The sequence below is a fragment of the Soonwooa buanensis genome (assembly GCF_900167905.1).
Taxonomy (GTDB): domain Bacteria; phylum Bacteroidota; class Bacteroidia; order Flavobacteriales; family Weeksellaceae; genus Soonwooa; species Soonwooa buanensis.
This window is the reverse complement of the sequence record NZ_FUYZ01000011.1, coordinates 1-23,696: the sequence shown is the minus strand read 5'-3', so window position 1 is coordinate 23,696 and position 23,696 is coordinate 1. Positions and strand designations below refer to the sequence as shown.

Annotated in this window: 20 protein-coding genes and 1 tRNA gene; 4 read left to right on the top strand and 17 right to left on the bottom strand. The window is 34.5% G+C overall.

Annotated elements, in window-relative coordinates:
- Both B5X62_RS13050 and B5X62_RS13045 read left to right on the top strand, forming a co-directional pair.
- Positions 1 to 594, top strand: coding sequence for a YdeI/OmpD-associated family protein (locus B5X62_RS13050; protein WP_079667883.1), 594 nt, complete (start codon positions 1 to 3; stop codon positions 592 to 594).
- 51 nt (positions 595 to 645) lie between these two features.
- Complete coding sequence (locus B5X62_RS13045) at positions 646 to 1,059, top strand: SRPBCC domain-containing protein (protein ID WP_079667882.1); 414 nt, start codon at positions 646 to 648, stop codon at positions 1,057 to 1,059.
- 45 nt (positions 1,060 to 1,104) lie between these two features.
- Here B5X62_RS13045 and B5X62_RS13040 read toward each other — a convergent pair whose 3' ends face one another.
- From B5X62_RS13040 to B5X62_RS12970, 15 genes are all read right to left on the bottom strand, one after another.
- Positions 1,105 to 1,746: a DUF6891 domain-containing protein gene (locus B5X62_RS13040; RefSeq protein WP_079667881.1), complete on the bottom strand. Its 642-nt coding sequence runs from the start codon at positions 1,744 to 1,746 to the stop codon at positions 1,105 to 1,107.
- A 187-nt stretch (positions 1,747 to 1,933) separates the two neighbouring features.
- Entirely contained in the window at positions 1,934 to 3,451 is a 1,518-nt protein-coding gene (locus B5X62_RS13035) for a TSUP family transporter (RefSeq protein ID WP_079667971.1), read from the bottom strand.
- A gap of 404 nt (positions 3,452 to 3,855) precedes the next feature.
- Positions 3,856 to 5,532 (bottom strand): NADPH-dependent assimilatory sulfite reductase hemoprotein subunit, encoded by a 1,677-nt coding sequence (locus tag B5X62_RS13030; protein ID WP_079667880.1) that lies wholly within the window; start codon positions 5,530 to 5,532, stop codon positions 3,856 to 3,858.
- 41 nt (positions 5,533 to 5,573) lie between these two features.
- Positions 5,574 to 7,286, bottom strand: a complete 1,713-nt coding sequence (locus tag B5X62_RS13025) for a diflavin oxidoreductase (protein WP_079667879.1) — start codon at positions 7,284 to 7,286, stop codon at positions 5,574 to 5,576.
- Positions 7,276 to 8,121 carry a uroporphyrinogen-III C-methyltransferase gene (gene cobA, locus B5X62_RS13020; RefSeq protein WP_079667878.1) on the bottom strand — a complete coding sequence of 282 codons (846 nt, stop codon included), beginning with the start codon at positions 8,119 to 8,121 and terminating at the stop codon, positions 7,276 to 7,278. Before cobA ends, B5X62_RS13025 begins: the two co-directional genes overlap by 11 nt.
- Positions 8,122 to 8,144: 23 nt before the next feature.
- A complete protein-coding gene (gene cysK / locus B5X62_RS13015) occupies positions 8,145 to 9,056 on the bottom strand; it encodes a cysteine synthase A (RefSeq protein WP_079667877.1) in 912 nt (303 codons plus the stop codon).
- A gap of 29 nt (positions 9,057 to 9,085) precedes the next feature.
- Complete coding sequence (epsC, locus tag B5X62_RS13010; RefSeq protein ID WP_079667876.1) at positions 9,086 to 9,916, bottom strand: serine O-acetyltransferase EpsC; 831 nt, start codon at positions 9,914 to 9,916, stop codon at positions 9,086 to 9,088.
- 4 nt (positions 9,917 to 9,920) lie between these two features.
- Positions 9,921 to 11,159, bottom strand: coding sequence for a sulfate adenylyltransferase subunit 1 (locus B5X62_RS13005; RefSeq protein ID WP_079667875.1), 1,239 nt, complete (start codon positions 11,157 to 11,159; stop codon positions 9,921 to 9,923).
- An 80-nt stretch (positions 11,160 to 11,239) separates the two neighbouring features.
- Positions 11,240 to 12,148, bottom strand: a complete 909-nt coding sequence (cysD, locus tag B5X62_RS13000) for a sulfate adenylyltransferase subunit CysD (RefSeq protein WP_079667874.1) — start codon at positions 12,146 to 12,148, stop codon at positions 11,240 to 11,242.
- Between the two features lie 13 nt (positions 12,149 to 12,161).
- The gene (locus B5X62_RS12995) at positions 12,162 to 12,875 is read right to left on the bottom strand and encodes a phosphoadenylyl-sulfate reductase (RefSeq protein ID WP_079667873.1); all 714 of its coding nucleotides are present in this window, start codon (positions 12,873 to 12,875) and stop codon (positions 12,162 to 12,164) included.
- A gap of 87 nt (positions 12,876 to 12,962) precedes the next feature.
- Positions 12,963 to 13,373 carry an RrF2 family transcriptional regulator gene (locus B5X62_RS12990; protein ID WP_079667872.1) on the bottom strand — a complete coding sequence of 137 codons (411 nt, stop codon included), beginning with the start codon at positions 13,371 to 13,373 and terminating at the stop codon, positions 12,963 to 12,965.
- 245 nt (positions 13,374 to 13,618) lie between these two features.
- Positions 13,619 to 13,692 (bottom strand) — tRNA-Arg (locus B5X62_RS12985).
- 32 nt (positions 13,693 to 13,724) lie between these two features.
- Positions 13,725 to 15,497: a porin family protein gene (locus B5X62_RS12980; protein WP_079667871.1), complete on the bottom strand. Its 1,773-nt coding sequence runs from the start codon at positions 15,495 to 15,497 to the stop codon at positions 13,725 to 13,727.
- Positions 15,498 to 15,603: 106 nt separating this feature from the next.
- A complete protein-coding gene (bla, locus tag B5X62_RS12975; RefSeq protein ID WP_079667870.1) occupies positions 15,604 to 16,488 on the bottom strand; it encodes a class A beta-lactamase, subclass A2 in 885 nt (294 codons plus the stop codon).
- A gap of 175 nt (positions 16,489 to 16,663) precedes the next feature.
- Positions 16,664 to 19,639, bottom strand: a complete 2,976-nt coding sequence (locus tag B5X62_RS12970; protein ID WP_079667869.1) for a tetratricopeptide repeat protein — start codon at positions 19,637 to 19,639, stop codon at positions 16,664 to 16,666.
- 399 nt (positions 19,640 to 20,038) lie between these two features.
- Here B5X62_RS12970 and B5X62_RS12965 point away from each other — a divergent pair, with 399 nt between their 5' ends.
- Positions 20,039 to 21,706, top strand: coding sequence for an APC family permease (locus B5X62_RS12965; protein ID WP_079667868.1), 1,668 nt, complete (start codon positions 20,039 to 20,041; stop codon positions 21,704 to 21,706).
- Between the two features lie 178 nt (positions 21,707 to 21,884).
- Here B5X62_RS12965 and B5X62_RS12960 read toward each other — a convergent pair whose 3' ends face one another.
- The gene (locus tag B5X62_RS12960; protein ID WP_079667867.1) at positions 21,885 to 22,484 is read right to left on the bottom strand and encodes a DUF1003 domain-containing protein; all 600 of its coding nucleotides are present in this window, start codon (positions 22,482 to 22,484) and stop codon (positions 21,885 to 21,887) included.
- Between the two features lie 105 nt (positions 22,485 to 22,589).
- Positions 22,590 to 22,859, bottom strand: a complete 270-nt coding sequence (gene rpsO, locus B5X62_RS12955) for a 30S ribosomal protein S15 (protein WP_079667866.1) — start codon at positions 22,857 to 22,859, stop codon at positions 22,590 to 22,592.
- 139 nt (positions 22,860 to 22,998) lie between these two features.
- Between rpsO and B5X62_RS12950 the strand changes: the two genes are divergently transcribed.
- The gene (locus B5X62_RS12950) at positions 22,999 to 23,559 is read left to right on the top strand and encodes a helix-turn-helix domain-containing protein (RefSeq protein WP_079667865.1); all 561 of its coding nucleotides are present in this window, start codon (positions 22,999 to 23,001) and stop codon (positions 23,557 to 23,559) included.
- Positions 23,560 to 23,696 lie beyond the last annotated feature (137 nt).

The following is a 23,696-nucleotide window of genomic DNA, read 5'->3' as shown; positions in this document are numbered from 1 at the left end:
ATGTCAAAGCCAGAAAGAAATCCAAAAGTTGATGCTTACCTTGATAAAAAATCTAAATGGAGTCAAGAAATCTCGGCTTTGCGAGAATTGGTTTTGGAATTTGATGTTCAGGAGGATTTTAAATGGTATCAGCCATGCTATAAAGTTAATGGCAAGAATATCATTATCCTTGGACCTTTCAAAGATTTTTGTGTTTTGAGTTTTTTCAAAGGCGTTTTGCTGGAAGATCCTAAAAATCTGTTGGAACAAATGGGTGAAAACTCGCAGTCTAGTCGTGTGGTGAAAATTACAAGTCTTGACCAAATTGCTTCGCACAAAAACGACTATCGAGATCTTATAAAACAAGCAATTAACAACGAAAAAGAAGGTAAAAAAGTGGCAATGAAAACGACTTCGGAATATGAAGTTCCAGAAGAGTTAAAACTCATGTTTAACGAGAATCCTGATTTGAAAACTGCTTTTGAAAAATTGACACCTGGACGCCAACGCGGTTATCTACTCCACATTTCGGCTGCAAAACAATCTAAGACACGATTTGCAAGAATTGAGAAGTTTATTCCGAACATTATGCAAGGTAAAGGTTTTCAAGAATAAAATGATTTTTGTGCATTTTCAATAAAATTTACTAACTTTAAAGAAAAAAATATGGAAACGATAAAAATTGACATCACTATTTTGGCTCCGGCTTCCAAGGTTTGGGAATTGTATACACAATCTGCGCACATTGCAAAATGGAATGTCGTCGATAACCGATGGAAATGTGGTGCGTCGAATGTCGATTTCCGTGAAGGTGGCGAATTTAAAAATACAATGAGCCTAAAAGATGGTAGTTATTCTTTTGACTACGCTGGCACTTTTGAAAGTATCGTCCCTGGCCAAAAGATTATCTATCGTACAAAAGATGGTCGAACTGTGGTTGTCGACTTCGAAACGATTGATCCGACGACGACGAGAATTTCTCAAGACATAGAACCTGATAAACTTAACTCTTTTGAGAGTCAACGTCAAGAATATTATAACATTCTCAATAATTTTCATAAATATGTTGAGAATCATTAAAATAAAAAACGCTTCGAAATTTCGAAGCGTTTTTTTTATGCCTTTCTATTTAATCATTCTTTGCACGACTAAATTATAATCTAATAAATCGAGATTTTTTTCATCATAAAAAAGTTCCCATTTGAAATTAGGAATCAAAATTTTTGTGGTTGGAGATTGGTTCCATATTGTTTCAAATCCATGTTTATTAAGAATCTCAACAAGCTTTCGTCCAACAGAAATTGTGACCTCATCATCTTCATTATCAACTTTTTGGAAAGCTATATATAAACTTGAATCCTCTTTCGAAATTGCCCTTGACAAATCTTGTTCATGATAAAAACAATATCCATCCGATATGATATTGTGTTTTCTCAATTCTCGCTCCACTTCTACCACTTCATATTCCCCATCGCTTGTGGTATACCCAGCATTATGAAGCGCAATGATATTATGATCGCAAAGGTCATTAAAAGCAGCGACCAGACGCTCGGTATCAGTTGGATTTTTCCAAGTTTTACTTTCTTCTAATCGTTCTTGCCATTCGGTTTCGATGTGTTTGTTTGCCCAATCTTCCGAGATTTCATTTTCGAATTCGTTGTCTTCAATCTCATCTAAAATATTGTCTTTAATTTCGTCAATTGATAAAAATCCCATTCGAACTTGGTTTTCTATCGATTCAAAAATAAATGCTTCGTTCTCTGTCATTTTTCAAAATTTGTAACTCATTAAAAATATGAATTTTGATTAAATCTAAAAGAGTTTATAAACAGTTTTAAAACAAATTTAACATTGATAAAAATAAAAAAACATCCTATTTCTAAGATGTTTTCTCAATTCTCATTCCATATCTATCACTTAATAAGCTAGCTCTCTTTTTATCAATAAAATCATTCTACAGTAAGGTTTTTAGTATAGATATCAAACTCATGATAATGACCAAAGTACCTACAACTACAAACATTTTCTTTGTCGGCAGTTTGGAAGTGAGCATCGCTGAAAAAGGAGCCGTGAAAACCCCTCCAAGCAGAAGCCCTAATACAATATTCCAGTGATGAATACCAATGGTAAAAATAAATGTAGTCGCGCTTGTTATCGTCAGCAAAAATTTGGCTACAGTTGAACTTCCGACCACATATCTTGGTGTTCTTCCTTCTTTAATGAGTGTCCCAGTAACCAATGGTCCCCATCCACCTCCAGCAAAAGAATCAATAAAACCTCCAACAAAGCCTAATACTCTAAGATTCGTTTTCTTTTTAGTTTTGAAAGAATTTTCCTTTTCGCCTTTAAAAGCATTTCTCAGAATATTAAGCCCCAAGTATAAAGTATAACAGGCGATAATAGGTTTTACAATATGTGCATAATATTCGCCATAATGCGATAAAGTTAAAGCTCCAACAATAGAACCTATAATTGCCAAAGGAAATAATATCCAGACCATTTTTCTATTGACATTTCCTAATTTGTAATGACTAAAACTTCCAGCTGCTGTGGTAAAAGATTCAGCAGAATGAATACTCGCACTAATTACTGGAGGAGGTACATTTAATAGTAACAAAATGGTTGTACAAATTACACCGTATCCCATTCCCATTGATCCGGCCACGATTTCTGCAAGAAAACCTACCAAAAGCATCCAATAAAAAATATGACCATCCTTATTAAGAAAAACCTGAATATCCTCAGAAAGATTGAAATTATAAATAATAATACCCAATACTCCAAAAAGGATCATAACGCCAATTACCGCTAAGTAAATATTAGCTCTTTTCTGAACTTTTTTTGTAACCTTAATCAATTTCTCTATTTCAAGGTCGGATGGTTTCGCTTTTTCTTTATTATCGTCCAAATATTGAGTCGTTAATCTGTTGAGTTCTTTTACTTTATAATTAAAATCTCCTTTTAACTGATTTCGGATATCCTGCATATTATCCAATACCTCATCCATTTCGTCAGGAATACTGTCCATTAGAATTTCTCGAACTCTTTTGGCAATTGTCGGGGATTTTCCATTGGTGGATATCGCTATTTTAAGATTTCCTTTTTTAACAATTGATCCTAGATAAAAATCACATAATTCGGGTTTATCTGCAATATTGACAAGTAAGTTACAATCATGAGCATCTTTTTGAATTTGTTCTGCTAAAGCAATATTATTAACCGCCGCAATCACAAGATCAACACCATCAAAGTCATTTTTTTCATAAGATCTTTCGTACAATATCAAGTCAGGAAATGTTGTTTTTAATGCTTTAACTTCTGGAAGAATTTCTTTAGCTACAAGCTTTATCGAGACTTTAGGAGAATTTGTAAGAACAGATTCTAATTTTTCAAAGGCAATATTTCCACCTCCAATGATTAACAATGAGAGTTTTTCAAGTTTTAAAAATACTGGGTATAAGGTATTGCTCATTTTAGTTATTGTTTTTAAATCATAAGTGAATGCCACATAATACAAACCCCCAATTTCTGGACCTGCCGCATATTGAAAGTAAGGTCGGTTAAGAAGATTGGTTGCTCCTACTTTTATTTGAATTTTATTTTCTGGTATGCTTCGTTTAGCCTAGGCATCAAATAGTAACTTCTATTACATCACTCAGTTGTTGCTGAGCATAAAATTGAGCAAATAATAATGTAGTTATTTCGGGCAAAAGAACATCCTGTCTTTTAGGTTTCATTGACAATTGTTTTAGGTTAATATAGATGTGAAAGTGATGTTTAAAAAACAACGCATACACATTCGGAATCCTAAAAGCTGAGAATCAAATTTCTTGAATTTTGTCCGTCGATATAGAATAAGATCCATGTAATTTCGATTTATGTTATAGTTTGTAAATATCTATAAGAAAAGTCGCCAAAGCTTTCTTCACCATGTCTGTCTTTTACATATTTTTCGAAGAGTTTATCCAATGTTTCTAGGATTTCTTCTTCACCAATATTTTCTTTAAATTTTGTATTGAGACGCATTCCTAGACGGTCTCCTCCAATGTGAAGGTTATATTTTCCATAGGCTGTACCTACAAATCCTATTTCAGCATTAGGAGATCTACCGCAGCCATTTGGACATCCTGTCATTCTAATTGTGATATCTTCTTCGAGCAAAGCATATTTCTCAAGGATGGGTTCAATTTTAGTTACCAAAGAAGGCAAATAGCGCTGAGCCTCGGCCAAAGCTAAAGAACAGGTATTCAAAGCAACACATGCTACAGAGTTTTTGCGTAAGGCACTAGCTCCGTTTGTATAGTCTGAAATTCCGAATTCTGTTAAAATATTTTCAATGTCAGATTTATCTTTTTCATCAATATCAGCAAGAATCAGGTTTTGATTACATGTAAAGCGGAAATTGACCTTACCTGTTTGTGCAATTTTTAATAACCCTGATTTTAAAGGATATTCTGAAGTATTAAGAATTCTTCCATGCTCTACGAATATTGTATAGAAGTATTTTCCTTCATGATTCTGAGTCCAACCATAGCGGTCTTTTCTTTGCTCAAACTTGAATTCTCTTGCAGGTTCAAAACTGAAACCTGTTCTTTTCTCTACTTCGGTTCTGTATTGCTCAATACCGAGTTTATCAATTGTATATTTTAGTCTTGATAATTTTCGGTCGCTTCTGTTTCCGAAATCTCTTTGAACCGTAATAATTTCGTAGACTGCTTTTAATACTTTTTCTTCTGTATCCACAAATCCAAGAATTGAAGCAAGACGTGCGTATGTTGTTTCGTTTCCGTGTGTTGCTCCTAGTCCTCCTCCTGCAGCAATATTATAACCAACTATTTTATCATTTTCGATAATAGCAATCAAGGCAATATCATTGATGAAAACATCCACATCATTATTAGGAGGAACTGCGATTCCTATTTTAAGCTTTCTTGGAAGATACCTGTCCTGATATAGAGGATCTTCTTCTGCTTTTCTATCTATTAGAAGTTCATCATCTATCCAAATGTCATAATAAGATTGGGTTTTGGGCAGACACATTTCACTGATTTTCCCAGCGAGTTCGTAAGCTTCCTTGTGCAAAGGTGATTCCGATGGATTGGCTGTACAAGTCACATTTCTGTTGACATCTCCACAAGCGGCTATAGAATCTAGATGTTGCAGATTAAAAGCCTGAATAGTTGGTTTTAAATGAGATTTTAAAATACCATGCAACTGAATCGTTTGTCTTGTTGTTACTTTAATGGTTCCCGTAGAATGATCTTCTGCTATTTCATTAAGTCCTACCCATTGTTCAGGAGTTAAAAATCCACCTGGAAGTCTTAATCTGATCATATAAGAATACAGCCATTCCAGTTTTTTAGAGACACGTTCTTCTCTTCTGTCCCTGTCATCTTGTTGATACATTCCATGAAATTTGATCAAAGTCTGATCATCTTCTCTTATCGCTCCAGTAAAGTTATCAGCAAGGCTTTCTTTCAAAGATCCCCTAAGCCCGTTACTACTTGTCTTTATCCTTTCTACTGATGAAAGGTTTACTTTATCATTGTTCATTATAATTTTCTTTGATTTTTATAAATATCTCTTCGTCACATTTAATAAACATCTTTGGCGTATCTGCCACTCAGCTCCATTTCTTCCAAATAAAGGGCCGCCTCTTCTTTACTTCTTTTTCCTTCATTCTGAATAATTGTAAGAAGTGTTTGCTCTACATCATAAGCCATCGGTTCCTTGGCTCCGCATACATATACAGATGCTCCACCTTCCAGCCAGTAAAATACTTCCTGTGCTTTTTGTTGCAATATGTGCTGAACATATACTTTTTTAGCCGTATCCCTTGAAAAAGCAAGATCTAAATGAGTCAGACTGCCAGTTTTAAGAAAATCCTGAAGTTCTGCTTGATAAAGAAAGTCTGATACGAAGGTTCTATCTCCGAAAAACAGCCAGTTTCTTCCTTCTCCACCTGTTGCATCTCGCTCCCAAAGGAATGATCTAAAGGGCGCTATTCCGGTGCCAGGACCTATCATAATCATATCTTTGTCCGGTTGAGGAAGCTTGAAGTGTCCACTATCCTGAATGTAAAACTCAATATCTTCTCCTTCCTTGAATTCACTTAGAAAACCACTACATAATCCGGTATGTTTCTCATCATCGATAAAGAACTCTGATTTAGCAACAGTAATATGAACTTCGGTATCACCATGCGTTTCTGGAGAAGATGAAATCGAATACAGACGAGGTGCCTGAGCTGTCAATACCTGAATAATTTCTTCAAACTCATCTGCATTTTTAACTGGATAAATCCTAAGCAGATCAAGAAGACTTAATCTGACTTCTGGAATAGTATGTCCCGTTATTTTTGCATATTGGGCAACCACAGATTTGAGCAGATAACTGATGTTAAGATGTTTGTATAACAGTTCTTCAGCGGTCGCTGTAACTTTTGCAGTTTCTATCTGCTTTTGTGGATCAATCCCGGTTAGCGCAATAATTTCATCTACCATAGATTTTGAATTAATAGGAATAATTCCTAAAGCTGCACCAGGTTGATAGACGATTGATTCCTCGGTTTCAATTTCGATGTGATAGGTTTCTTTTTCGGAGGTAATATCATTCAGATTAATTGTTGTTGAAACTTTTCCTTGATATTTTTTTCTTCCAATAGAAACCTTTGGAGCTGAAATACTCTTTGTAGTCTGATCGATATTTTTATTAACGGTTTCAAATACATGTTCTATCCAATGTTTAGCTTCCTGTTCATAATCAATATCACATTTTTTTAATGGAATAACACGTTGGGCTCCCAATATTTCAAAACGTGAATCTACATCTTCTCCAGCTTGGCAAAACAAAGGATAGCTACTGTCTCCCAGTGCTAGAACTCCGAATTTTAGTCCGTTAAGATTTATTTCATTTTCATAAATATAATCATAGAATTTTTTGGCAAGAGCTGGTGGTTCGCCTTCTCCTTGCGTACTTATAACAACAAAGAAAAATTCTTCTTTAGCCAAATCTTTGGGCTTGTATTGGGAAAGATCTGCCAGCTTTACCTGAAGTCCTTTTTTCTTGACAATACCCGCTAAATTTGTAGCTAATTTTTTACTATTTCCGGTTTCTGTTCCGTAAGCCAGCGTTATTTTTTTAACGGCATTCTCAACAAAAGTGTTCGTTTCCTGTGTTGGCACAACGGCTGTGACTGATGATCCTCCCGCAATACCAGCCAAATATCCGCTTGCCCAGACGGCTTCATCTCGGGACAGTTCTCCTGATATTTGTTTTAATACATTTAATTTAGTTTCAGACAGCATAATCAAAGAAATTTTGAGTTGTAGGAATTAGGCTTCCATTTTCCACTGATTTAAAATAAAGACCTTCTTTTTGTGCATTTTCAAGCCAAGAAAACTCTTCGTGGAGATTAACAATCTTTCCAACAACAACTAACGAAGGTGAAGCGAAGTTTTTGTCTCCGATTTTTTCATTAAAATCATCAAATGATGATGTGTACACCTTTTGAAAAGGCGTTGTAGCCTGTTCAATAATTGCAATTTTTTTATCGGCAGAAATATCTAACTGTTTCAGTTTTTCAACAAGAGGCGAAAGATTTCCTTTGGACATATAGAAAACAAGTGTATCATTTGTAAGAGCAAGTTCTTTCCAGTATTCTTCAGTTACGATCTCCGATTTATAATAGGTTAGAAAACGTACAGATGTAGAATATCCTCTTGCAGTTAAAGGCATCCCAGCAAATGCGGCTGCACCTAAAGCGGCTGTAATTCCTGGAATAATTTTGTAAGGAATTTTATTCTGTTTTAAAATTTGCAATTCATCCAAAATATTAGAAAATATGGAAACATCTCCTCCTTTGAGCCTTACAATAGTTTTATTTTGCTTTGCATGCTCCACCATCAAAGTATTGATATGAGACTGAGGTATAGAAGCATTTTTGCTACACTCTTTTCCTACGTAAATGATTTCGGTATTTTCATTAACGTAAGTTTCCAAAATTTCAGGACTTACAAGACGATCACATAGAATAATGTCAGCCGTTGCAATAGCCTTTACTGCTTTTACAGTGATAAGTTCGGGGTTGCCAGGTCCTGCACCGATAAGGTAGACCTTTGGTGATTTTATATTTGTTTTCATTAAAGTAGTTGTTAGTTAATAGTTTAGAAGAGACCTTCTACAGACAGATATCTTTCTCCAGTATCATAATTAATGGTAAGAATTTTAGAATTAGGTTGTATTTCGGGTAAATATTTTTGAATAGCGGCTAATGCTGCTCCTGTCGAAACGCCCACAAAAAGTCCTTCTTTTTTTGAGGCATCGATGGCATATTCATAAGCTTCTTCCTTAGTTACTGTAATCACGCCATCCAAAAGAGAAACATCCAAAATACTAGGAACAAAACCGGCTCCCAGTCCTTGTAATGGATGTGGAGCTGGACTTCCTCCGCTTAATACAGGCGATAACTCGGGTTCTACAGCAATTACTTTTATGTTTGGAAATTTTTCTTTCACCGTTTTTGCGATTCCTGTAATGTGTCCTCCAGTTCCTACTCCTGTAATGATGTAATCTAAACCGTCTGGGAAATCTTTTAAAATTTCTTGGGAGGTGGTTTCCACATGTGCTTTTACATTAGCAGGATTATCAAATTGCTTCGGAATCCATGAATTGGGTATTTCTTCAGCCAATTCATTGGCTTTCTCAATAGCACCTTTCATACCTTTTTCTCTTGGTGTAAGCACGAATTCTGCGCCGTAAGCCTCCATAATTTTACGTCGTTCTATACTCATACTTTCGGGCATTACAAGGATAAGTTTGTATCCCTTTACCGCCGCAACCAATGCAAGTCCGATACCTGTGTTTCCGCTAGTAGGCTCTATGATCGTACTGTCTTTATTTAACAATCCTTTTGTTTCTGCATCTTCAATCATTGCTAGTGCAATTCTGTCTTTGATGCTTCCGCCAGGATTGCTTTTTTCAAGTTTAATCCAGATTTCATAGTCGGAATTAAAAAGTTTATTAATTCTTACGACGGGCGTATTCCCAATTGTTTCTAATGCATTTTGAAATTTCATATTTTATAATTTTTATTTATCCTGTTTTATTAAATCACAAAGCTTAGCGATTCTGGTAATGACGTATTATCTTTTATTTTTATTTCACTTTTATGATAGACCAAGGAATTGGCGGGTACACTTTGCGTAATCCATACATTTCCTCCAATAATGCTATCTCTTCCAATAGTAGTTGCTCCTCCCAAAATAGTTGCTCCCGAATAGATAATTACGTCATCTTCGATATTAGGATGTCTTTTCTGATGTGCTTTTTCTTTAGAAACATTTAATGCTCCCAAGGTGACTCCTTGATAAATTTTGACATTGTTCCCAATAACAGATGTTTCGCCTATCACAATCCCAGTTCCGTGATCAATAAAAAAAGACTTTCCGATGCTTGCACCAGGATGAATATCAATTCCGGTTTTACTGTGTGCATATTCTGAAATGACACGTGGTAGAATTTTCACTTCCTGAAGCCATAACTGATGCGAGATACGGTAAACATAGGTGGCAAAAATTCCGGGATATGCCAAATACACTTCTTCTAGCGAATCAGCTGCAGGATCGAATTCTAAAATAGATTTTGCATCCAGCACCAGCTGATTATAAAGTTCTGGTAAAGCATCAAAAAATTGATTAACCTGTGATTCTGCAATATCCTTATTGACTGCTAAAGAGAGGATCAACACAAAAAGCGTTTCCTGAATTTCTTCAAAACTTCTTTTAAGCTGATCTTCAGTATTGCTTTTTTGAGGTAAGAAAAGTGTTTCATACAAATCTTTAACCCATTTTTTTGTCATTCTTTTATCAAAGAATCCGTGAATACTGTTTTGTTTCGTGTGATGAATTCTTTCAATCAATTGGTCCAAAATTGCCATTGTACTATTGAATTATGCAGGCTGCTACCGTTGAATTAGACGTCTCATCCACCAAGATGGCAGAGCCTGTTGTTTTATTATGGGTAAAGCTATCATAAACCAAAGGTTGCGCTGTACGAAGCCTAACTTTTACAATTTCATTTAGTTTAATTTCATCATCAGCTTGTTCTCTGATAAGGTTATTGACATTAATCTTGTAATCGATCTCTTTGACAACCGCTTTTACAAGTCTATTGTTTTGTTGCAAAAGATATTTGTTCCCTAGTTGTAAAGGCTTCTGATCTAGCCAGCATAAAAGAATTTCAAGGTCTTTTTCAACAGTCGGAAGATGTTCTTCAGTCGCAAAAATATCTCCTCTGCTAATATCTAAATCATGAGCAAGATGTATCACTACTGGCTGACCTTCAAAAGCTACTTCTTTTTCAAGACCATTGATTTCAATTTTAGCGATTTCAGTAGTAAGATCTGCTGGAAGAATGCGGATTTTATCTCCTTTTGTCAATTTTCCACTAAGTATTTGTCCGGCATAACCTCTGTAATCATGTAGTTCTTCCGTCTGAGGTCGAATCACATATTGCACCTGAAAACGACTTCCTTTATTTTTATCATCATCTAATGCTACTTGTTCAAGATAGTCTAAAAGAGAATCGCCTTCATACCAATCTGTTTTGGAAGATTTTGAAACAATATTATCGCCTTTTAATGCAGATATTGGAAAATAACTTACGTCATTTAGTTCCAAATTTTCAGCAATTTTTGCATATTCTGATTTAATATTTTCAAAAACTTCTTCAGCATAATCTACCATATCCATTTTGTTGATCGCTACCGCAACTTTCTTCAATTGTAATAAAGAAGCGATGATAGAGTGTCTTCTTGTTTGCTCGATTACACCTTTTCTGGCATCGATAAGAATTATCATGAGATCAGAGTTGGATGCTCCAGTAATCATATTACGTGTATATTGTACATGACCGGGCGCATCAGCAATGATAAATTTTCTTTTTGTTGTTGAAAAATAGCGGTAAGCAACATCGATGGTAATCCCCTGTTCTCTTTCAGCACGCAATCCGTCTGTTAAAAGAGCTAGATCTACCCCGTCTTCATTTTTGTTTTTGGAGTGTTTTTCAAGAACTTCCAATTGATCCTGTAAAATACTTTTGCTATCGTAAAGCAGTCTGCCGATAAGGGTACTTTTACCGTCATCTACACTACCTGCGGTAATAAATCTTAATATATCCATTTGATTTTAGTAATAAGTGATAAATTATTATTGATGAAAATAAACTGTGAGGTCGCGCATCAATTATTTTTTATGATTAATTAAAAATAACCTCCTTTTTTTCTGTCCTCCATTGCAGCTTCGGTGACTCTGTCGTCAATTCTGGTTTCTCCCCTTTCTGAAATTCTGGTGGCCATTATTTCGTCAATTACAGCATCAATGCTTACAGCATTAGATTCTACAGCCGCAGTGCATGTCATATCTCCTACGGTACGATAGCGTATTTTTTTTGTGGTGATAATATCCTCTGGCTCCAACAAAATATGTGGGGAGTTAGCAAGCCACTGTCCATCAAAGTCGATCACTTCTCTTTCATGCGAAAAATAAATGGAAGGAAGTGCAATTTTCTCTCTGCGGATATAATTCCAAATATCAAGCTCAGTCCAGTTACTGATAGGAAAGACTCTCACATTTTCTCCTTTGTGAATTTTTCCATTGAAGATATTCCACAATTCTGGACGTTGAAGTTTAGGATCCCATTGTCCAAACTCATCACGGACAGAAAATATTCTTTCCTTTGCACGGGCTTTTTCCTCATCTCTTCTAGCTCCTCCGATACAGGCATCGAATTCAAACTCTTCAATTGTATCAAGAAGTGTATAAGTCTGTAGCCAATTTCTACTAGGAAATTTACCTTTAGCCTCGGTTAATTTTCTACTTTTTATTGTGTCTTCGACTTTCCTAACAGCTAGATTTACATCTAATTGTTTTACCAATTGATCACGAAAATCTAAAACTTCCGGAAAATTATGTCCTGTATCTACATGAACAAAGCTAAACGGGATCTTCCCGTGGAAGAATGCTTTGTTAGCCAGATGAGCCAGTACAATACTATCTTTTCCTCCACTGAATAATAAGGCAGGGCGCTCAAATTGACCTGCAACTTCTCTTAATATATATATAGATTCGGCTTCTAACTGATCTAAATAATTAAACTTATGTATTGACATTTTTTTCTATTTTTTATTGATGAATATGTAGACCGCATTCTTTTTTGTTGGCTTCTTCCCACCACCAACGTCCAGCTCTGAAATCTTCTCCTTCTTTGATCGCTCTGGTACATGGTTCGCAGCCAATGCTTACAAATCCCATTTTATGAAGATGATTGTATGGCAAATGATGTTTCTTTACATACGCTATCACCTGCTCCGAAGTCCAATGAAGTATTGGATGAAATTTTATAATCTTATTGTCTGGATCCCACTCCAATTGAGGCACATTTTGTCTGTTGGCAGAATGTTCTGATCTAAGGCCTGTTACCCATACTTTATTCCCTTGCAATGCTTTTCTTAAAGGATGTAACTTTCGTATGTTGCAACAAGTCATTCTTTTTTCTACAGATTGATAAAAAGAATCAGGACCATTTTCTGTTACAAATTCTTTTAGTTCATCTGTATCAGGATAATATGCCTTAATGTTTTTTTGAAAGAAAGCCTTTGTGGATGTCCAGGTTTGGTAGGTTTGTCCAAAAAGCCTTCCTGTATCCAGTGTGAATATTTCTATATTTAAATCTTTTATCAAATGTGTAATCACCTGATCCTCGTAGCTAAAGCTAGTAGAGAAAACAACTTCATTTGGAAATTTTTCTATCAAGCTTTGTAAAAAATCGGTTGGAGAAGACTCTCCTACAAGCACTTTATTAAGTTTTTCGAATTCAATTTTCAGACTATCTTCCATTGATTTATGAATTAATTGCTGCAAATATATATATTAATTCTATAACTCCCATCAAAATAGTAGAATTTAAATAAAAAAAATATAATTTTAATTAATAAACTTAGTTAGAGTAGCCTCCATCATGCTTTTTCTAGTCTTTTCACGAACGATCATTAATTCTTTTCTCAAATAACAAACGGCTTCATCTACACAATCATCACATGCCTCATAAAAATTTAACGAAGCGCACGAGGTGAGCGCAATAGGACCGTCGAAAATACGGTAAATATCAGCTAGAGATACATCATCAGGAGATTTTAGCAGGTAATAGCCGCCTGCTTTACCTTGTTTACTATTGACAAGTTTAACCCTTTTAAGTTCGAGAAGGATTTGCTCTAAAAATTTCTTTGGAATGTTCTCATCTTGTGCAATAACAGAAGTAGACAGAAAGCCTTGATTGTAATTTCTAGCTAACCTGACCATTGCTTTTAAAGCATATTTGCAACGTTTTGACATCATAATAAATGCAAGGTAAGATAATTTATTTAAATAAAAAATATTCGATAGTAACTCCTGTATTACATATTTTTTTCTAGTCTAAATTATTATTAAACACAAGATTTAAAAGCATATTGATTCTCTTTAAGTCAACAGCTAAATAATAAAAACTAAAGCAGGTCTCATCTTGAAAACTTAATATTCGCTAGCATTTAAAAAAACTCGTTAATAACAAAAAAACATCCTATTTCTAAGATGTTTTCTTGTGACCGCGGAGGGATTCGAACCCCCAACCCTCAGAGCCGAAATCTGATATTCTATCCAGTTGAACTACGCAGCCGATATTTTTAAAATTTTTTAAAAGCGTTTTATTTAAAAAGAAATTTTAACACCTCCCATAACTTGAGCGCCTAAAACTTTGTATCCATAGAATGTCTGATACTTCGTGTTTAGAAGGTTATTTCCGAGCACGAAAATACTGAAATTTTTGTGGACTTTATATTCCGCAGACAAGTTTAGATCAACATAACCGCCAACTTTCTGATTTTCATTTTCTTTAATATCATAAGTCGTTGGATACGTCGCCATATTTTCTGTCAATTCGTAGCTGTTAGCCGTTCTATCCGTTACAAAAATCCCTTTAAAACCAAGATTTAACTTCTTCCCTAGCATAGAATATTTCGCACCGAAAGTTGTTTGTACCAAAGGTTTGTAATAGGTTTCTTTAAGATTATCCAGTTTATATTTCACGAACTGAAATTCGCCATCCAAAACTAAATTCTCTAAAGGAAAAAACTGTACGCTTGCTTTAACTTCGCTGGTTGTTCCATTGTCATAGATGGCTCCAAAAGTATTTGCAAAATCATAAGCTTTGCGCGTGTCTGCCATCGTTGGATCGATCAAACTATTGTTATTGAAGAACAAAATGTCATTCTGTTTGCTAAATCCAGCGCTAATGTTATACTTCAAAGTTTGGTCTACATCGCCCTTTATTCCAACATAAATTCGGTATTTTGTTTCGGTTGGTTTTAAGTATAAATCCGAAATCATGTAAGGATTTTCCTCTAATAATTGATTGTAAGAATTTAGTTTTAAACCACCTTCAACACCTCCAAAAAACTTGAATTGATCGGTTGCAGAGATTTGTAATTCAGCTTTTGGAAACCAATAAAATTTGCTATTTTTTTCTTGTTCTAAAACTAAACTTTCATGTTTTTGATTAAAAAATGAGAAATCGGAACCAATCGTTAAATAAGAATTCCCTTTATAAAACGTCAACTTTGGACCTAAATTAAAATTAAACAAATTGCTTTCATTCTTATCCAAAATTCCGAATTTAGAATTCACCAAATCTAAACCAACGCCCAAATCAGCATTCATTTTTGTATCTGTATACACGTCAACATCGTGCATAGAAAGATTTGCTAAAACTTCGGCTTGTGTTTCTTTAGAATCGAAATGATCGCTAAGAATTGACGATTTTACACGAACATTATTAAGATATTCATTAGAATAATGATCATAAAACGCATTGATTTTGAAACGATTAACTTTCTGTTCCAAATCAACATCAGCGTTCGGCGTTAACGCATAAATTCCATAATAATTATACTTATCCATTCCGAAATTAGCATCAATATTGAATTTTCCAGTTTCGGTGTAAGCATTAAGGAACAAACCAGCGCCCAATTGACTTTGTTTAGAAGACCAATCATATTCTTTCTTCAAGCCGCTTGTCGACAAATAATGAACATCGGCACCAACTTCCACATTATCATTAACTTTTCCCGAAATATTAGCATCAGCCAAGAATTTCCCATAATTGCCATAACCAATCTGGAAATAGTTATTTTGCTTTTCGAAATCGAATTTTGGAGAAATATCTTCCGCTTGGATTTCCGAAGTTTTAAAATCCGAAACTGGCGGAACGTCCGTTACATCGTACTTTACAACTTCATTAGCTTTGGCTTCTGGTGGATAATTTTTCTCTTGTTGCACCGAAGTTTTCTTTTTTTCGATACGTTTAACTTCTGGCTCACGCTTTCTATCCAAAACCAATTTTTCTTCCTTAAGCTGTGCAAAAGAATTTTGGCTTCCGAATCCGCTCAAAAATGCAATAACTGCTATGTATTTTAGTTTGTTCATTTTTTATTTTAAATGATTAAAAAATCGAATAATCGTCTTTAGTAAATGTATTTTCTAATAATTTATTTTCGGTTTTTTAATTAATTTTGAGTTTTATTTCTAAATTTTATTTCGAGTAATAATCGAAACTCGCCTTTGCAATATCAGCGATAATTTTCTCATTAGTAGCTTCCTTCTCGTAAGAATCGCTCACAAAAACACTGACAATAACATGTTCTTTATTAGGCAAAGTAATAACGCCAACGTCGTTAGTAGCCGCAGTTTTTCCAGTTGCATCGGTGTAGGAAGTTCCTGTTTTGTGCGCCACCAAAGTCCCTTGTGGTAATTCACCTTTTAGACGCTTAACGCCAGTATTGGTTTCTTCAAGAATCTTAATCATTTCTTTTTTTGAAGCTTCTTTTAAAATAGGTTTTGTATAAAGCTTTTCTAAAAGATCATTCGCAGAATTGGCGTTCCAATAGTTTTGATATTGAAGTTCTGTTACGACATGCATTTCTTGCTCATTGGTAGCAATCTGGAAGTCTTTAATTCCGATTCTGTTCATGTATTTTTGAACAACATCTACGCCTCCAATTCTGTCTAATAAAATATCACAACCATTATTATCGCTGTTTGCTACGGTGTATTTTATCATTTCAAGAAGTGTCAATTCGCCACCATTTGGGTTAGCATCACGCAGCGGACTATGTGTATTTGGTAGCAATTCTTCTTTAGTAAATTTAATTTTTTGATCGATTTTAAATTTTCCTTTATCCACCAAATCTAAAATTGCTAAACCAATCGGAAGTTTGAAAACACTTTGCATAGGAACATGTCGATGTCCATTAACACTCAAAGTATCTTGTTTTTCGAGATGCCAAACTGCAACACCAATATTCGCTTTTTTGTTTTTAACAATCTCTTGAATTGAGGTTCTCAAATCTTTTTGTGCAAATAAAAACGGCGATGATACAACAACTGCTGCTGATAATATTTTTGTGATGTGATTCATTTTTTCTTTGAATATAATAGGACTTCGTCCTATTCTTTGTTAAATTATCTCTTCTTTCCCCTAGGATTCCATCCTAGGCTATGGTTATTCGTCCCTTCGGGACGTTCTTCTTTGTTTTAATATAATAGGACTACGTCCTATTCTTTGTTAAGTCGTCCCTTCGGGACTTCTCGTATTACTTTTTAATTTGAGCTTTCACCTCTTTTGCTTCAGCCACAACATCTGGGAAATCACCATAGTTATTGATAATTTGGTCACAAGTATAAGATGCTTGATAATTGTCTTTCAAGGCTAAATAATTTTTCGCCATGATCACCAAAGCTTTTGCACCCCAATATTCTTCGGAAGCGTAATTGTTTGCGAGTTTGAAAATCGTTTCGTTACTACTTTTGAAAGCTTTTCCTTTATTTTGATAAAATGCTTTAGCATAAAGTGCTTCCGCAGCAACAGCCGGATTCGAAGATTTCTCTAACGCTGCAAATGCCGTCTGAGCCTCTTTATCTTTTCCATTTTGCATCGCGCCTCTCGCTTTTACAATTTTGGCTTGTTCCAAAACTGCCGCAGAGTTTTTAGTATTTTTAAGAACGATATCTGCATATTGTTCCGCTTTCGAAAACTCTTTTTTATCAGCATAAATTTTCATCAATTCTAAAGACGCAAAGTTTTTAATATTCGCATCGTTAGAAGTTGCAACCGCTTCTAGATATTTTTGTGCATCCGCAGATTTACCCTGGTTGATGTAGATTTGCGCCAATCTAACTTGCGCATCTTGCTGATAATCATTTTGGAAATCAGCAACATTTTGCAGAATTAACAAAGCTTTGCTCAAGTTTTTAGTTTGATAATAACTTTCGCCCAACTCGTATTGCGCTTGATAAAAACTAGAACCTGTCGGATCGTTTGCTAGATATTTCTCGTAATAAGTAATAGCTTTTGTAAAGTCTTTTTTAGCATAACTATCTTGCGCCAAGGTCAAATTAAGTTGATCTTTTTCGGTGCTCGAAATATTAACGCCAAGACTTTTTGCAAAATTTTCGTAACCTGCAACGTCTCCATTTTTAACAAAAGCTGGACGCGAAGCCGCAACAATTTTATCAGCATAAGCCGAATTTTTGTATTGCGTACCAAGTTGTTTTAATTCTGTTAAAGCTTTGTCAATTTGATTTTGTTCAATGTAATTTTGGGCACGATAGATCTGCGCATTTCCTACTAAATCTTTGTCCGAACTCGATTTAATAACTTGATCAAAATAAGAATTTGAATTTGCAAAATCGTCATTTGCAGTATAAGCAGTTCCTATTTCGTATTGCGCATCGTCTTTGTAATCGCTGTTTGGATAAGACGAAATCAACTTTTTAAGCTCCACAATTTTAGCAACAGTATCACCTTTGAAACCTAAAGCCATCGACTTTTGGAACAACACATAATCTGCTGCACCTTCGGCTTTATTATAAATATCAATCGCTTCGTTTAACTTGTTATCAGCGTAGTAAGTGTCCGCCAAACGCAATTCTGCATCCGCCTTAAATTCGGGTCTCGGGAATCTCAAATATTCTTTAAAATGCTCCTGAGCTGACTCGAAGTTTTTATTTTTAAAATAGGCATAACCCAAATCGTAATCCAATTGTTCGCGCTCTGGGAAGTTTTCGGCAGTTTCGTTTTCAAGTTTTAAATATTCAATAATTGCGGAACGATAATCTGATTTTTGATAGTAAGTTTGACCTAACCAATATCTTGCTTTTTTAGCGAAATCTTTATTTAAATTATATTGAAGACTTTGTTTAAAATATTGCTCTGCTGCGTCATAATTACCTTTATTAAACTCTTCTGTACCTAAAAGATAAGCAACTTCTTGCTCTATTTTGTTAGTTTCTGGCGTTTTGGAATCCATCTTTTTTAAGACATTTAAAGTCTCTTGATAGTTGCCAGAATACAGATAAGATTTCACCAAAAGATTCTTCATTTCTGAAGATTTTGGAGAATTTGGATATTTATCAATATAACGCTGAATAACTTTAGGCGCCGTCTCAAAAGGATTTCCAATATCGTAACTCAATTTTGCATATTGCTCTAAAGCCAGTTGTTGAAGCTTAGCATCGTACTTCATTTCAGCTGCATTTTTGTATGCAGAAAGTGCTTCTTGCTTTTTGTTGGTTTGCAAATAAGCGTTCCCTAATTGATAGTAAGCATTCTGCGCCAATGGCGATTGACTATTAATCAATTGGTTATAATAACTAACTGCTTCTTCGGACTTTCCAGCTTTAGCTGCAACAAATCCCATTTCATAAAGATCACTTTCCGTGGCGTTACTCGATTGGTCAATATATTTTTTAAGATAAGGATAAGCGGACTGATAGTCGCCTTTCATAAAGTAGCTCTCTCCTATTATCTTTTGGATTTCGTTTTCGTAAGCCGACGAAGTTCCTGATGCTAAAAGATCTTTGGCTTCAGAAATCGCTTTATCATAATCTTTGTTATTAAAATACATCTGAACGTAATATGGACGCACCATAGCCGCATATTGTTCATTGAATTTCACTTGGTCAAAATACGTGAAAGCCTTATCACTCTCATGATTCGCATAATACAAATGCCCCAACATATACGCCATTCCCGCTTTATCATTTTCGTTAGAAGCATTTTTGTGCGCCTCTTCCAAAGCCTCAATTGCGCCAGCAGAATCACCAGTCATAAATTTGGCATAACCCAACTTCATGATATATTGCGTGTTTTCTTCCTGACTCAATTGGTATTGATTAATCTTTTGCAAAGTTTCCAAAGCTTTCGGGAAATCTTTCTTCGCTAGATAATAATCCGCCAAAGGTCCATTAGCTTGCGCAAAAAATGAAGAATTGGGATATTCTTTCATAAACGCTTCAAAACCTTCTTCCGAATGATTTTGTTGAAGAATCATCGAAATAACTTGGTTAAAAAACAAAGCTGCTTCCTTTTTGGACTCCGACAAAGTTTGGTTATAAAAATACTGTCGAGCATACTCGTACTGAGATGCGCCGTAGATTTTTGATTGATAAAGGTTTTCGGCTAGATTGTAGCGATAAGCCTCTTTGTCGTTAAAGTATTTTGATTGTTGCGCTTGGGAGATTCCGTAGAAAGAAATCAACGACGCAAGAATTATTTTTTTTGAATTCATCTAAGTCTTAAACTTTTTTGCTGAAACTGATGTTATTAGTTAGGTAACGAAAATAAGGAAAACTTATTATCTAAGCAACTTACAAAAGCTTTTTATATGATTAAAATTTAATAAAAAATCACTTTTTTCTGTGTTAAACATTTCCAAAAATCTAAAAATAAAAAATCCTCAAAAACCAACTAAAAAATCTTCATCCAAATTATTTTTAAAAACAAGACAAATTCTCTGTTTAACAATGTTTAAAAGATTTTATAATTAAAAAAGAAAAACTTAATAGTTAATTCTTGAAATATCTGAACAAATCGAACTTTAACAAAGTTTAAGTTTATTAACATAAAGCTAACAGCCTATCAAAATTTTGTTACATTTGTTTTTATTTTCAAAAATAAACGACTATTAATGAATTCACTTTTTAGAAGAAAACAATATTCATCCGATCCTAATCAAGGTCAACTGAATCGTGTTTTGGGCACTTGGGACATCGTATTTTTCGGGATTGCAGCCATCATCGGTGCTGGGAGTTTTAGCAGTTTGGGCGAAGCGATTTTCCGTGGCGGTCCTGGTGTTATTATATTATATCTAATCTGTGGATTTGCTTGTGCTTTTACAGCCATTTGTTACGCAGAATTTGCGAGTAGAATACCAACAGCTGGTAGTGCTTACACCTATGCCTACGCCAGTTTTGGAGAATTAATCGCTTGGGTTATTGGCTGGGCGTTGATCATGGAATATAGTTTTGGAAATATTTATGTCGCGTTTTCGTGGTCCGATTATTTCACAAGTTTCATGAGTCGAATTGGCATCCATATTCCTGATTATTTGACCTGTAGCTACACCGAAGCCAAAAAAGCTGTTGCTGGTGGATCTCTCAATAAAGAACTTATCAATGCATGGAATACTGCTCCAGTTATAGGAAACCTTAAAGTTATTTTCGATTTACCAGCTTTGATGATCAACGGCATTATCACTTGGCTTTGTTATCAAGGGATAAAAGAAAGTAAGAATTTCAATAACTTTTTTGTATTATTAAAACTATTCGTAATCCTTTTGGTAATCGCAGTTGGTGTCGCCTATGTTAATACAGGCAATTGGTTCCCAACCAATAACGAAGGTGTCAAAAGCATGATGCCTAATGGTTTTTCTGGTGTTATGAGTGCTGTTAGTGGTGTATTTTTCGCATATATCGGATTCGATGCGTTGAGTGTTTTATCAGAAGAAACTAAAAATCCGCAACGTGACTTACCGCGAGGAATGATGATTTCGTTAGGACTTTGTACTGCTATTTATATTGTTTTAACCTTAACATTAACAGGATTAGTGGATTATAGAAAATTTGATGGTGTTGGCGATCCGTTGGCATTTGTATTTCAAAAAGAAAATCTTAACATCCCATGGATGGAATTTGTCGTGGCTTTAATTGCGATTGTTGCGATCACAACGGTGCTTTTGGTATTCCAAATGGGACAACCAAGAATCTGGATGGCAATGAGTCGCGATGGTTTGATTCCGAAAAAATTCCAAGAAGTACACAGCAAAAATAAAGTACCCTCTTTTGCAACAATTGTAACGGGTATCGTGGTTGGAATTCCGATTTTTTTCACCGACAAAACCTTCATTCTTGACTTCACAAGTATTGGGACGATTTTCGCATTTGTACTGGTTTGTGCTGGTGTTTTAACGCTTCCACCGAAAGAAAAAATCAAAGGAAGATTCCACATGCCGTACATTAATTCGAAGTATATTTTCCCAATTGTTTTCCTTGGTGGATTGATATTCTTCTACTTTTGGCAGCCCGATTTTTTCCATACTTTGCTCAATTGGGGCGATCCGATTGAAGGCGAATTCCGACTGTCAATGACCATTTATATTATATTAAATTTTGTGCTTTGCTATTTAGCTTTTAGCAAAAATCTATCTTTAATTCCGCTTGTAGGCTTAAGTTCTTGTCTTTATTTACTAACAGGAATGACACATAACAACTGGTTTTGGTTCGGACTTTGGTTCGCAATCGGTTTAGTAATTTATTTTACTTATGGTAGAAAACATAGCAAACTGAATAAAGCTTAACACGTCTCATAAGCAATCCATAGAGATATTTGATTATCTATAGCAATTACCTAACAAACCACTCTAAATGCAATCGGTTTGTTAGGTAATTTTTTTGGCTATAAAATACTCGTTTGTATTAATTTTGAGTAGCGAGTCTTTTAATACAAACCTTCCTTATTAAACAAAAAAAGAAGACCTACTCGCCTTCTTCTTTTTCCTTTTCTTTAATTCTGTCGATGAGACTTTCAAGTTCCGAAATTTTATCTCTCAATTGTTTTATTTCGTAACGATTAGATGAGACTTTACTTTTTAACATGACTGTTCTAGCACGTTCGCCGTGATCTTCGTCTTCTTCATCTTCATTAATTTCCTCAATATCTTCTTGGATTTCGTCGATATCTTCATTAATCTCCTCGATGTCTTCACTGATATCTTCTATATCTTCGCTAATCTCCTCGATATCTTCACTAATCTCTTCAATATCTTCTTGGATTTCGTCGATATCTTCCTGAATTTCTTCTACATCTTCCCTCAGAACCTCAATGTGTTCACTACTTTTATTAACTGACATCTGAATAAAAATCGCTAAATAAATCGCTTCTAACGACAATAAAGTTGTTAATACCAACAACATGTGATCCCAATCTACAAGACCAATTATCGGTAATGCGAAACATAAAATAAAGAAAATAGTATGCACAACCAAAGACGGTATAGACCCAATCCACCACATAATGCCGTTAGCAATATTCTCTAAAGCGCTTAGTTTTTCTTGATTTTCATCCGTTAATTTCATGCTTCTTATTTTTCTATTTGCAAATTTAAAGATTCTTATTAAAACTAAATATCAACAAAAAAGCAACTCTTTAGGAGTTGCTTTATGTTTTTTCTTAGCAAGAAATTATTTTCTAATTCCAAGTTCAGCGATAATCGCTCTATATCTTGCGATCTCAACTTTCTTAAGATAATCTAATAATCTTTTTCTCTTACCTACCAACATCACTAGAGAACGCTCTGTGTTGTAATCTTTGTGATTAGCTTTAAGGTGTTGAGATAAATGATTAATTCTGTAAGTGAACAATGCAATTTGTCCTTCTGCGCTACCAGTATCTGTAGCTGACTTACCATGCTTTGCGAAAATTTCCGCTTTCTTTTCTGCTGTTAAATACATTCCAATATTGTTTAATGATTATTATGTAATTCGGGTGCAAATATACAACTTATTTTAGTTCTAGCGACATTAGTTTTAATTTATTTACCAAATTAGATTCTATTCCTTAACTTTATCATCTCAATTTTCTACTAAAACTATGCAAATCTTCATCAAAAATATGGTCTGCAATCGTTGTATATCAGCGGTTGAAGGAGTTTTTAATCAATTAGAAATTCCAATCGATGATATTAAATTAGGTGAAGTAAATACGAAAAATTCTATTTCGAATGATGAGTTATCACTTTTGGAAACCAATTTAAAAGGTCTTGGGTTTGAAAGAATTAAAGATTCCGCACATCAATTGAATGATAGAATAAAAACATTTATCATTCAAAAAATATCGGATTTGGATATTAGCGAAAACTTTGTTCTTTCTGAGTTTTTAAGCAATAATTTGCATAAAGATTATTCTGCGCTTTCTAAGAATTTTTCTCAAAATGAAAATTTTACTTTAGAACAATATTTTATACTTCAAAAAATTGAAAAAGTAAAAGAACTCCTCCTCTACAACGAATTCACATTAACCGAAATTGCAGGAAAACTCGGATACAAAAGTGTTCAACATCTTTCGACACAGTTCAAAAACAATACAGGATTTACACCTACAGAATTTAAAAAAGCCAAAGATCATAATCGTAAAGCGCTGGATCAGTTATAAGTTATAAGTGATGAATGATAAGTGATGAGTTGTTTAACACGGATAATTCATAATTCATAATTCATAATTCATAATTCATAATTCATAATTCATAATTCATAATTCATAATTCATAATTCATAATTCATAATTCATAA